Below are 12,007 nucleotides of genomic sequence, written 5' to 3'. Positions count from 1 at the left end.
CTTTACCAGAGGCATATATGGCTCATAAAGCATCCCGCATCCTTCTCACTTTCCTGGCTGCGGCCGCATTGCCTTATGCAGCTGCTGCGGAGCCCGATAATGCTTTCTATGAACATAGCATGATGTACATGGATAATTTAAAAACCTGTACTCCTTATACGTTCGCTTATCCCAACCCGATGGATCCATCCTCGACATCGAAGAATATTATCAAGGGCAAGGAAGGCGATCACTGCCTTGTTGAATTTTTGCTGCCCAATAACATGAAGATGGAATGCAGCTTCAGCCCTGCCGCCATCACTGCTTTAACGTCGGAACAGAAATACGACGAAGCGCGTAAGCATGAAATGTCCGGCTCATCCGAAGACAACGCGAGCCAGTTCATGACGCAGGAATGCAAATCCTTTATGAACGGCAATCCGCTCTAAAATTAGCTTACGAACTTTTCCACCATGTGCGGATTCACCATGATGGGTAAGCCTCCAATGGAACTTGTAAAGCCCTGGATGTAGATATTGCCATACCCCCACAGCCGCCCCCAGAAGGTTTGGTAAACCGTAACACCGGCCACACGCCGCCGGTCCATTTCCAGCGTAATGACAGTAAGAATCCCCGTCTTGGCGATAATGCGCAGATTCGTCACGACCAGCTCCGTCGTCTGCATGATGGCCAGCTGGGTGCCTAACTTGGAGAAACCGTACATCGCAATGCCGAGCGCCACGACCTTGATCTCCAGTGCAATATTGGGGGTCGTGGTCTGCCAGTTCCAGAGCATTCGGTAGAGCCCCATAGTAGACGGAAAATTCTGTGCAAGGCGGTAAGAAAAATTGAGCAGGAAAGAATGGCCGCCGCCCGTATTGCTCGCCCCCATCAGGATGAGCGCAGCTAGCCCAAGCAGCAAGAGCCCCGGCACGAGCACACGGGGATGGACATGGCCGTCATAAAGGATTTCTTCATCCGGCAAAAGGATATGCTTTATATACCTCATATACCAATGGCATTTTTTTCGCTGCCATTGGTATATTTATATTGTGCAATCAAGGCGTTCCCCTTTAGAATCGCCGCTCGCACAATCGATAAGAACGTTACTAGTCAACCTATATGATATGAAAAATAAACTCCAAGCAAATTTTGAAATTATACGCCTATATGATGAAGGGGTTCTGCCTCCGCAAGTGATTAAAGTGGGGATTCTGCCGTTCGTCCGGCAGCCGGAAGGCATAAAAATCATGGCGATGAAACCGCTCGCGGAAAATGAAGTGCTGGGTAAGCCCCAGTTCCAGATCGCCAAGGGCACGCGCCGCATCAACATCAGCGGCGAATGGTGCGACATGCGCCTGGACGATCTGCACTATGCCGACGAGTCGTTCCACGAGACATTGCTCGCCACGGCGCTGCGCGAAGGTAATGAAGAGATCGGACTGAAGCAGGAAAACATCCGCTCCATGTTCGATCTCGGCGGGTTCACTTTTATTTCCGCAAGCAAAGGCATCCAGAAACCGATGCACCTGTTTGCCGCGGAGATTATCGACACCGAAAATTTCGGGCATTACGAAGCCACCACGGACGAAGTGCGCTGGTTCACGGAAGAAGAATTCGTCCATCACGGCAGGCCGGATCATGTCGCCATCATCCGGCAGGTCATGCAGAGGCTGGAAAAACTCTAACCGCAAGGCATCTTTATGGCATTGTTGACAGCATTCAGGTCGCACGGGGTCATACCGGGGTTTAAAACCACGCTCGGCTTCACATTGCTGTATCTGCTGCTGATCGTTGTTATTCCGCTTTCCGGCCTGTTCGTCGAAACCGCCGCTATGCCGTGGCGGCAATTCGTGGATGCCGTCACCAGCCCGCGCGTCATGGCGTCCTACCGCGTGAGCTTCGGCATGTCGCTGGTGGCTGCCGCCGTGAACGCCGTCTTCGGCTTTATTGTCGCCTGGGTGCTCGTGCGCTACCGGATACCGGGCAAACGCATTCTCGACGCGATGATCGACCTCCCCTTCGCCCTGCCCACCGCCGTAGCAGGCATTGCCTTATCCACACTTTATTCCTCGCAAGGCTGGCTCGGCAAGCCGCTGGAGCAGATGGGCATCAAGCTCGGCTTTACTCCCGCAGGCATCGCCATTGCGCTTATTTTCGTAGGGCTACCCTTCGTCATCCGCACGATCGAACCGATCCTGAAAGACATGGATTCCGAAGTGGAAGAAGCCGCCGCCATGCTCGGCGCTAACCGCTGGCAGGTCTTCTACAAAATCATCCTGCCGCATCTCGCCCCTGCCCTTGTCACCGGTTTTGCGATGGCGTTCGCCAGGGGGCTCGGGGAATACGGTTCGGTCATCTTCATCGCCGGAAACCTGCCCGGAGTCTCAGAAATCACACCGCTCATCATCATCACGAAACTCGAGCAGTATGATTACGCCGGAGCCACCGCCATCGCCCTAGTGATGCTGATCGCTTCGTTTGTTTTATTGTTCCTAATCAATATATTAAACAAGTGGCTTACCGCCGCCACCTCACGCTAGGTAAAAAAGTCAAAATCGCCCGAGTATTTCATTTACATACCGGGCGATTTATCTTATAAGCGTGGTTCCTCCGGCTGTTGGGCGATTAGCTCAGTTGGTAGAGCAGCTGACTCTTAATCAGCCTGTCCGCAGTTCGATTCTGCGATCGCCCACCACTTCCCCAACTGACTATTACAGCCTTGCATAAGCTTCTTCTGTTGATTTAAAGTCAGGGAAATAATGCTGAAGCGGACGTGTGGGACGAGCTCCATACTCTTCAATAACCTTACTTGCTACGCGCACTGCAAGACGAGCGCATTTATCAACTTCCAAGCCTCTTGCCTGTCCCAATAAAAACGCTGCAGTAAATGCATCTCCTGCCCCAACCGAGCTTACAAACTCTTGAGGAGGAGCGGCCAGTACATGCAGAATTCTATTACCTACCGAAACATCTGCTCCATTTTCGCCTCGTGTGGTAATCACCATTTGACCGGCTTTTTCAGGGCTACTCTTTTTGGCCGCAAAAAATGCAGCCTGCTCTTCCTCATTGCCGATAACAACATCGGCATGTTGTAAAATGTAATGCAGCACATCTTCATGCCCACTCCAGTCCAATATATTCTGCAAATTAACAGCGATACGACACTTGCCTTCAGCCTGCTTCATAGCTTCCATGACTGCCGGTTTTGCTTTGGTATTAACGCCTGTCAGCAGATCTCCCTCTACGAGGCAGAAATGAGTAGAATTAAAGTCAAAACCGGAAAAATCCTGAGCAGAAAAATCCTCGCTTGCTCCTGGAGCGTAAGCGAAGCTGCGATTCTTACCATTGAGCAAAACAAGGCAGGTAGAGGAGATATCAGATTCATTACTATAAGGAGGGCAACATACATCGACACTCCTGCGCCTGAAATCATTTAAGAACACTTTGCCTTTATCATCATCGCACACCTTGCCGAAGAATCCCGCACGCCCCCCAAGTGCGGAAACAACCGCCATTGAATTAGCGGTTGCTCCACCTGCCTGAATCTGGAACGCACCAAGAGATGCTTGAAGAGTCCGCACTTCATCGGCTGAACAATCCTTCTGAGCATTGGGGGGAATACCATTCTCCTGAAGAAAACGCTCAGAAACTTCCGCAATAACATCAGTATCAGCCCTTCCAATCGCAACCACATCGTATTTTTTGGGTTCTACCGCAGGCACAACACCGGCACGCTTGAATTTTGCTGCTATGTTTTCAGGCATTACTAATACTGAAGACTTAATTAACGCATCATCACCAGCGCGGCCACGCCCGCGCCGATCACGATCCAGATGGCGATCATGCTGATGCCACCGTTTTTGATCTTGCTGTAAGAGGAAAACTTGGAATAGGAAAGTCCGCTGCCCGGCAGGCCGACGGTCGTGCGGGCACCTTTGGTGCCGATATTATAGCTAACGCCTTTTTCACCGAGCGAAATGCTCGCGCCGCTCTTGCTCAGGTTCAGGTGAACCCCCGGTAAGATTTTAATGGCTTTATGAAAGCGTAAACCCATAGCACCTCCGGTAATGTGACTTGCAGCTACTTGCGCTGGTGTATCATATCCCTCGGCTTTTGCAATCCGGTTTACATCCGCAACATCTCATTGATATCCTGTAAAACCTGCCGTCATAAAAAATTCATATTATTAAATTAGCAAATTTATTGATAATTCTTAAAATACCCGTGTTCGTCGTTTAGTTGTCGGAAGCTGAAGCGGTTTCCCTAAACGGTTTGCCAGCATGTGCAAAATGATATGTTGGTTTTCTTGGTTGAAAATACCTACAGTCTATGCATGACAATTCGCGTAGACCAGCGAGATAAGGAGTTCTTATTGAATGCCAGAGACGATGCCAGAAAAGCTGTTCAGAAGTCTGCGGCAAAGCCCGATGATCCTGATGCATTGAAAGCAGCTGAGGATGCATTGGCGAAGCTCCCTCCGAAGGAGGCCTTGAATGTGGTAAAGGAAGCGAGCGAGCTCCACCCGAACCCTTACTCGGAGTAGTGCCAGTTATCGAATAAGGCCGATTTTCTTTCGGCAAAATATAAATTGTTAGTGTTAGGCGGTGGCCTCTTTGCATATGATGCGAAGGGCCATTTGCTTTTGAGCGGAAATTGGTGGCTCGGGGGTGATTTGAACACCCGACCAAGGGATTATGATTCCCCTGCTCTACCACTGAGCTACCGAGCCATAATTCAGGTGGGAATAGTCGTATATGGGCAGTGTAACCATCTGTCAAGCGCCTAATAAGCTAAGACGCCTATTTTCCCGGATTTTCCTGCATGGCGGCCACCAGTTCGGCCACATTGTGGCGCTGCATAGCCAGATAATCCGCCGCCGGGCCGTGTGGAGGCGAAAGCGCGTCCGAATAGAGCGTTCCGCCCAGATGTGCCCCTGAATCCTGCTTTATCTGCTCCATCAGGCGCGTATCGGCCATATTTTCCAGAAATACCGCCCTGATATCCTGCTTGCGCACAGCATCGATAATCCGGGCGATATCCGCCGCCGAAGGCTGGCTTTCCGCGCTCATGCCAAGCGGCGCAATGAAAACCACTCCGTAATGCGCGGCAAAATAGCCAAACGCATCATGCGCGCTGATCACTTTGCGCTTCTGGGGTGGTACGCTCGCAATCTGTGCCTTCACCCATGTATCCAGCGCTTCCAGCTGCGCGATATAGGCGTCCGCATTGCGAGTATAATCCGCCGCATGTTCCATATCCGTCTGGGCAAGCGCATCGCGAATATTGGCGGCATAAAGCTTTACATTCGCCACATCCTGCCAAGCATGCGGGTCTTCATGCCCGAGCGTTGTGATCGGCTTCACACCTGCACTGACCGTCACCACCCGCCCCTTATACCCCGCCGAGGCGATAAGCCGCTGCATCCACCCCTCAAACCCGAGCCCGTTGACGAACACTATATCCGCATCCGCAATCATGCGCGCGTCCGCCGTGGTGGGCTCATATTCATGCGCATTACCGTTGGGTCCTACAAGCACCTGCACATCCGCATCGTTCTGTGCCACCTGATGCACAATATCGCCAAGTACGCTAAAACTGGCCACGACCTTTAGCTTATGCTGCGCACTGGCCTGCATCGGCAAAAGCAATACCAGCATGGAGATCAGCAATGCTTTCATAACGAATGCTCTTAATGGAAATGCTTACGCGGAAAGAACCGGATCAATATGCCGCCATCTGCCCCTGCAAAGACGGAAATGATGTACCATGCGCTCGCTGTCAGCACGATCGCCGGGCCGGAAGGCAGGCTGTAATGGTAGGAAAGCAGCAGCCCTATTACGGAAGAGAGGATGCCGAACAGGATACTGAGCCCTACGGCTATATCAATATTGCGCGTCCAGAACCGTGTAGCAATGGCAGGCAGCACCATGATACCCACCGCCATGAGCGTTCCTAAAGCCTGAAACGCCGCCACCAGATTCAGCACCACCAGCACGAGAAACAGGTGATGATACACCGCTCCGCGCCCCTGCTGCACCTTGAGGAAGAACGGGTCGAAACATTCCATAATCAAAGGCCGGTAAATCACGGCCAGCGTCAAAAGGCTCACCGTGGCGATCATCGCGATCAGCCGCAGCGAATCATTATCCACCGCCAGCACATTACCGAATAATATATGCATAAGGTCGATAGCGCTGCCATGCATGGAGATGATCATCACGCCTGCCGCAAGTGAAGTAAGGTACGCCGCCGTAAAACTCGCATCCTCCCTGAGCGCAGTGAGCCGCGTCACTACTCCAGCCGCAAGCGCCATCAGCAACCCGGCGGCAAGCCCGCCAAGCGTCATCGGCCAGAGCGCAACGCCACTGAAGATAAATGCTACTGCCACACCGGGCAGGATCGCATGCGCGGCTGCGTCTCCCATCAGGCTCATGCGGCGCAGCACCAGAAACAGGCCGAGCGGAGCGCTGCTTGCGGCCATCACGATGCACGCCGCAAGTGCCCGGCGCATAAATCCGTAATCGGCAAAAGGCTGGATAATCGCATCGTATAACATCATATCAGTGTTGCCTATGGGGTAAAACTTCGCGGAACAGCCGCGCACTGACAAGGTTCTCCGGCTTCAGCACATCCTGCGATTTTCCCCATGCAATGCACTCACGCGCAATCAGCAGGCAGGTAGGAAAATGCTCCCTGATCTGATCAAAATCATGCAGAACACTGATGACCGTGCGGCCTTCCCCCTGCCACTGGTGGATCACTTTCAGTAATGCGTCCGTCGTGCCTGCATCCATGGCGGTGAACGGCTCATCCAGCATAATCAGCTTTGCATCCTGCACGATGACGCGCGCAAACAGCGCACGCTGGAACTGGCCTGCGGAGAGACTGCCAAGCGTCCTGTCCGCCATCCCTAGCAGCCCCACGACCGCAAGCGCTTCTTCTGCCCGCTCGCGCTGCTGCTTGCTGATACGCTGGAACCCATTGCTCACGCGCCAGAAACCGGAGCATACCATCTGCAATACATTAAGAGGGAAATCCACCTGCAGCTCAGCCGCCTGCGGGAGATAAGCCATATCCTTACGTGTGATCCCACAGAACTCGACAGAACCTTCATGCACGGGCAATATGCCCGCAATCGTCTTGAGCAGCGTGCTCTTGCCTGCGCCGTTCGGCCCGGTAATAGCCGTCAAAGCGCCACCAGCAAACTCGCCTTTTAAATGATGCACCGCCGGATAACGGTTATATGCGACGGTCAAGTCGTGCAGTTTCAGAATCGGGGCCATAATCCCATCGCCCACGCGCAGATGATCCATATACCCGCTATTGCGAGCAACGCCGCTCCCACACGTTGCAGCGCGCTCCAGTAATACATCAGTGCGCACCTTTCTGCTCGCTGCAGTTACCGCAGAGCCCGGTCACTTCCACGATTTCATGCTCAATCCTGAATCCCTTCTCGCGACGCACGCCTTCAAACGCATGATGAAGGTCTTCGCTGGGGATCTCGTCCACATTATCGCAACGGTTACAGACAGCAAAAATAATGGACTCATTCGCATGTTCGCTGCCATGACGGCAGATGATATAGGTATGTTTGGATGCAATACGATGCACCATGCCGAGCTTCATCAGCTTGTCCAACGCACGGTATACGGTGGGCGGGCCGTTGATGCCCTTCACTTTCACGCGCTCAAGTATCTCATAAGCTCCCAGAGGCTTTCCGCTTTCGCTGAGAACGTCCTGCACGAGCTTATTGGGACCTTTTATCGGCTTTTTGGGGATCATAGAAAATGTTATGATATAATATTACACAAATTTTCTATAGAATCCAGAAGACGTTGTAAAGGGCAAAGAGTGCCGCCGCCAATACTTAGGCGGCAGACTCCCCTTGTGCACTCTCTGCAAACGTCAGCGCCAGCGTGAATCGGCGGTCTTCCGTATAGACCCCGTCTTCCGGCAACGTATCAACCCATTCCAGCTTCTGCACGGTACCGGCGCTCTTGAGATCGGTAACGACAGGTGCGATATCCTGCCAATCCGTTTGCAGCGATGCAAGCACAAGCTCCTGTACCGGGAACTTAATGGAAACCTGCCGCTCGGATTTGGCCTTACGGATTGCTTCCAGAATACTGACGCAGTAGATGCCGCTTTGCTCAGCATTATCGTCCGCCGGATAGGCTTCCGCCTTCGGCCAGTTGCCGCAACGGTGGATGGAGCCCTGTCCGTCAAACAGATGGGTATAGAGCTCTTCCGTCACATGCGGTACGAACGGTGCGAACAGACGCAATATCGCATCCAGGCAGTGATAAAGCGTCAGATGGGCGGAAAGACTGCCAGCTTCATCAGAGACCTCGCCGTAAGCGCGGGCCTTGACCAGTTCGAGATAATTATCGCAGAAATCTTTCCAGAAAAATTCCTCAATCGCCACACGTGCATCGCAATATTCGAAATTCTCGAATTCCGAGGTCGCTTTCACGATGGTCTTACGCAGCCGTGCGAGAATCCATTTATCGAGTGTCTCGCTGATCCTGCCGCTCGCAACATCTTCCGCTGCGGTGGAAGGCTTACCGCTGAGCTTGCTCAGATGAATACCTGCGAAGCTAGTAGCATTCCACAGCTTGGTCACAAGCTTCCTGCCGATCTTCAACAGATCTTCCGAAAACGCCGTATCCGCCCCCAGACGTGACGTCGACGCCCAGTAACGCACAACGTCTGCCCCCTTATCGATAATCAGATCGACCGGGGTAACGACATTACCCTTGGACTTGCTCATCTTGGTCTTGTCGGAGGCAAGACACCAGCCTGAGATCATCAGGTTTTTCCAGGGAATACTGTTTTCGTGCAGATGCGCCTTCACAATCGTGTAGAACGCCCAGGTGCGGATGATCTCATGGGCCTGCGGACGCAGATCGGCCGGGAAAAGCTGCTCGTAGCGCGTAGCATCTACGCAACGATTCTTGCTGATCCCCTTGGCGTTAATCTGCGGGCTGATGGAAGAAGTCGCCCAGGTATCCATAACATCCGTGCAGGGGATGACTTCATCACGCGTATAGCCCTCAGGCGCATCCGTAAGCGGGTCGACCGGCAATTGCTTCACGTCCGCAACCAGCACTTTGCCTTCTTCACCCTCGCGTTTGGAATACCACACGGGGAACGGCACACCAAAGAAACGCTGGCGCGAGATACACCAGTCTTCTTTGAGTCCTTCGATCCACTGGTTCAGGCGGATATGCATGAATTCCGGATACCATTTGCACTCATTGCCCTTGGTAATCAGCGCCTCCTTCTTATCCACCACCTTGATGAACCACTGGTAGGTCGGAATGATTTCAATCGGCGTGCCGGAACGTTCGGCGCATTTTACCGTATGCATGATCGGCGTCTGCTTGCGCAGTTTACCCTGCACCTCCAGCATTTCCAATATCTTGGAGTTTGCCTGCTTGGGCTTCAGCCCTTCAATCGCACCGAAAACCGCAAGCGTCTTTTCAAAATCCTGCGTATTGGTTTCGTCGAGCATGGCTTTCTGCTTGCCGTCACGCGCAGCCGTAAAGGTGAGCCCCACGCACAGATCATCCTTCATGACGCGAGTGAACTCGATCTTACCGTTCGTTGCCAGCACAGGACGCATCGGCAGATTATGAGCGCGCCACCATTCCTTGTCCGTATCGTCACCGAAAGTGCAGCACATAACAAGACCCGTGCCTTTATCGCGCTCAACGGCGCTGTCTGCAATCATCGGCACTTTCACGTCAAACAGCGGCGTTACGGCAATCTGCCCTTTATAATTTGACGCATTCGGATCATCCGGATGGTACATGACCGCAACGCAGGCACCGAGCAATTCTGGACGTGTCGTGGCAATCACAATCGGTGTTTCTCCTTCCAGCATGAACTCGATCTCGTTCATTGTGCCAGGCATTTCCTTATTTTCGATCTCAGCCTGCGCAATCGCGGTCTGGTCTACCCAGTCCCAGTAAGTAGGGCGGAAATCGCGGTAAGCTTCGCCTTTGCGCATCAAATCCAGGAATGACATCTGCGACAGCATGCGCACTTCGTCGCTGATCGTCTGGTATTCCTGGCTCCAGTCCACGCTAACGGCCACGCTCTTGAAGAGGTTGCGGAACTCATCTTCCGCGTTCTTCACCACCTCGCGGCACAAGGCCACGAACTCATCACGCGGCATCGCGCTGCCGCGCACCTTCTTTTCCTTTTCAACAAGGCGCTCCGTCGGCAGACCGTTATCGTCAAACCCCATCGGGTAGAATACGGTCTTGCCTTTCATGCGCTGGTAACGCGCCACGAAATCCGCTTGTGTATAGCTGAAGATATGCCCCATATGCAGCACGCCGGATACTGTCGGAGGCGGTGTATCGATGACAAAAGTATTCTCGCGCGGCTGCGTATTATCCCACGCATAAACGCCTTCAGCTTCCCACTGAAGCTGTATCCGCTTTTCAGCTTCTTTATGGTCGTAATTCTTGGGTAGTTGCTTCATATCGTCCGGTCACCATATTCAATAGCCTGGCTGACGAGAATCTCGAGCGTCGGCTTGGGTTGTATCACTGCCGCAATCTGGTAGGAAAACAGCGTCCTGCTGATTTTCATCAGCGATTGATTAAATTTCAATAGCGCACGTGCGAACCCGTTATCGCCGAAAGCAAGCGGGAACGGCGCGGGAATGCCTTCCAGTTTTATCACATTGAAACCGGAATTGCTGAGCAGGCGCGAAAGGGATGCAAACGTAAAGAGGCGTGTATGCTTCCGGTTAAGAATACCGCGCTTGCCGTAATTGAACTGGCCAAGCAGCAGCATGATGCGCTGGATAAAGAAAGCAATGTTCGGCGTCGTCACGACAATACGCGGGTTCATCGCCGCGAACCGCCTATGCAGCCTTTCCATGAACGCTTCCGGGTCGCTGATATGTTCAATCACATCGAGGAGCATAATCACATCGAAATGCTGCTGGCCTAGCACATCGAAATCAGGCTGGTTCAGGTCCATTGCGAATACGCCTTCATAAGCTTCGCGCATACGGTCGTTCACCTGCCAGTCGCAGCCGATTACCTTGCATCCGCGCGTTTTCAGGTTGCCCGTAACATACGCCTCGCAGCCAAGATCAAGCACGGTTTCATTGGCATTGACCTGTTCCAGCGCAAAACTATGGCTGCTGGCAAACTGGCTTTTATCGGGATAGGTGACTGTGCGCTCATAGTCGAACTTGGGATCGTAAAAGATGCCAAACTTCTGGATACGCGAAAGCAGCGTCGAAACCATGACATCCTTAGCATAACGCAGACCGTTCACATGGCAGACTTCATCCCCGTAATGCGTCGGAATAGGGATTTCCTTAATGGTAAGCCCATTATCCACCAACTGGATGATAATATCCGTGTCGAAGTGGAAGACGTTGGAATTATACTGAAACGGAATCTGCCTCAGCGCCGCAATGCTATAAGCCCGGAACCCGGAATGGAATTCGCTGAGATTGCTGCCAAGCATCCAGTTCTGCAACTGCGTCAGAACGATATTGCCCGCAAATTTATAATACGGCATGCCGCCCGCAAGCGCATCTTTTTTATTGATCATACGCGAGCCGTATACGGCAGCTGCTTCACCTCTCATGAGCGGCTCCAGCATCTGCGGAATGAATTCCGGCGGATATTGCCCGTCCCCATGCACCATGACAACAGCCTCATAACCATTCTCGATCGCATAAGTATAGCCGACTTTCTGGTTACCACCGTACCCCTGATTGAGCTGGTTGCGCAGCAGGCGGATCGGGCGGCTGGAGCCGGAGATATACTCGCGCGCCACAGCACTGGTATGATCCTTCGAACAATCGTCGATCACCACGACATCCGCCTGATAATCCGGATTATTCCACAAAGTATCGGGAATGCGGTTCAATACCGAGACGATATGCCGCTCAGCATTGTAGGCGATAATCATAACCAGCGCTTTTTTCATTGTTTGTGTTCTTGCTAAGGTTGCTATAAATTGCCCAAAATGGAAAACCAGACAGATAATT

13 protein-coding genes and 2 tRNA genes are annotated in these 12,007 nt (G+C 52.6%); 5 read left to right on the top strand and 10 right to left on the bottom strand.

Annotation, left to right across the window (positions count from 1 at the left end; all coding sequences use genetic code 11):
* The first annotated feature begins 17 nt into the window (after window positions 1-17).
* The gene (locus VFT64_07970; GenBank protein HEU5047763.1) at window positions 18-428 is read left to right on the top strand and encodes a hypothetical protein; all 411 of its coding nucleotides are present in this window, start codon (window positions 18-20) and stop codon (window positions 426-428) included.
* 2 nt (window positions 429-430) lie between these two features.
* Here the strand turns inward: VFT64_07970 and VFT64_07965 are convergent, their stop codons facing one another.
* Window positions 431-988, bottom strand: a complete 558-nt coding sequence (locus VFT64_07965; GenBank protein HEU5047762.1) for a PH domain-containing protein — start codon at window positions 986-988, stop codon at window positions 431-433.
* 118 nt (window positions 989-1,106) lie between these two features.
* On the opposite strand from VFT64_07965, the gene VFT64_07960 reads away from it, so the two are divergent.
* The 3 genes from VFT64_07960 (at window position 1,107) to VFT64_07950 (ending at window position 2,677) form a co-directional block, all read left to right on the top strand.
* Entirely contained in the window at window positions 1,107-1,667 is a 561-nt protein-coding gene (locus VFT64_07960; GenBank protein ID HEU5047761.1) for an NUDIX hydrolase, read from the top strand.
* Between the two features lie 15 nt (window positions 1,668-1,682).
* The gene (gene cysT, locus VFT64_07955) at window positions 1,683-2,522 is read left to right on the top strand and encodes a sulfate ABC transporter permease subunit CysT (protein HEU5047760.1); all 840 of its coding nucleotides are present in this window, start codon (window positions 1,683-1,685) and stop codon (window positions 2,520-2,522) included.
* A gap of 79 nt (window positions 2,523-2,601) precedes the next feature.
* A tRNA-Lys gene (locus VFT64_07950) sits at window positions 2,602-2,677 on the top strand.
* 16 nt (window positions 2,678-2,693) lie between these two features.
* Here the strand turns inward: VFT64_07950 and VFT64_07945 are convergent.
* Together VFT64_07945 and VFT64_07940 are read right to left on the bottom strand one after the other, a co-directional pair.
* Window positions 2,694-3,746, bottom strand: coding sequence for an adenosine kinase (locus VFT64_07945; GenBank protein HEU5047759.1), 1,053 nt, complete (start codon window positions 3,744-3,746; stop codon window positions 2,694-2,696).
* 20 nt (window positions 3,747-3,766) lie between these two features.
* The gene (locus VFT64_07940; GenBank protein HEU5047758.1) at window positions 3,767-4,036 is read right to left on the bottom strand and encodes a DUF4236 domain-containing protein; all 270 of its coding nucleotides are present in this window, start codon (window positions 4,034-4,036) and stop codon (window positions 3,767-3,769) included.
* A 318-nt stretch (window positions 4,037-4,354) separates the two neighbouring features.
* On the opposite strand from VFT64_07940, the gene VFT64_07935 reads away from it, so the two are divergent.
* Window positions 4,355-4,525 carry a hypothetical protein gene (locus VFT64_07935; protein ID HEU5047757.1) on the top strand — a complete coding sequence of 57 codons (171 nt, stop codon included), beginning with the start codon at window positions 4,355-4,357 and terminating at the stop codon, window positions 4,523-4,525.
* A gap of 111 nt (window positions 4,526-4,636) precedes the next feature.
* On the opposite strand, the gene VFT64_07930 is transcribed toward VFT64_07935, so the two are convergent.
* The 7 genes from VFT64_07930 to VFT64_07900 all read right to left on the bottom strand — a co-directional run bounded on the left by VFT64_07930 (window position 4,637) and on the right by VFT64_07900 (window position 11,946).
* Window positions 4,637-4,711: transfer RNA gene (locus tag VFT64_07930), tRNA-Met, on the bottom strand.
* A gap of 70 nt (window positions 4,712-4,781) precedes the next feature.
* Window positions 4,782-5,660: a metal ABC transporter substrate-binding protein gene (locus VFT64_07925; protein HEU5047756.1), complete on the bottom strand. Its 879-nt coding sequence runs from the start codon at window positions 5,658-5,660 to the stop codon at window positions 4,782-4,784.
* A gap of 11 nt (window positions 5,661-5,671) precedes the next feature.
* Window positions 5,672-6,541: a metal ABC transporter permease gene (locus tag VFT64_07920; protein ID HEU5047755.1), complete on the bottom strand. Its 870-nt coding sequence runs from the start codon at window positions 6,539-6,541 to the stop codon at window positions 5,672-5,674.
* A gap of 1 nt (window position 6,542) precedes the next feature.
* Entirely contained in the window at window positions 6,543-7,295 is a 753-nt protein-coding gene (locus VFT64_07915; GenBank protein ID HEU5047754.1) for an ABC transporter ATP-binding protein, read from the bottom strand.
* Between the two features lie 58 nt (window positions 7,296-7,353).
* On the bottom strand, window positions 7,354-7,764 hold the full coding sequence (locus VFT64_07910; GenBank protein HEU5047753.1) for a transcriptional repressor: 411 nt from the start codon (window positions 7,762-7,764) through the stop codon (window positions 7,354-7,356).
* Between the two features lie 85 nt (window positions 7,765-7,849).
* Window positions 7,850-10,474 (bottom strand): valine--tRNA ligase, encoded by a 2,625-nt coding sequence (locus VFT64_07905; protein HEU5047752.1) that lies wholly within the window; start codon window positions 10,472-10,474, stop codon window positions 7,850-7,852.
* Window positions 10,471-11,946, bottom strand: a complete 1,476-nt coding sequence (locus VFT64_07900) for a bifunctional glycosyltransferase/class I SAM-dependent methyltransferase (GenBank protein ID HEU5047751.1) — start codon at window positions 11,944-11,946, stop codon at window positions 10,471-10,473. The genes VFT64_07905 and VFT64_07900 overlap by 4 nt, the downstream gene beginning before the upstream one ends.
* Window positions 11,947-12,007: the final 61 nt, after the last annotated feature.

The organism is Rickettsiales bacterium (assembly GCA_035765535.1).
Lineage (GTDB): Bacteria > Pseudomonadota > Alphaproteobacteria > Rickettsiales > JABCZZ01 > JABCZZ01.
Note: the sequence above shows the minus strand (reverse complement) of the source record. Positions and strands in the feature narration are given on the sequence as shown.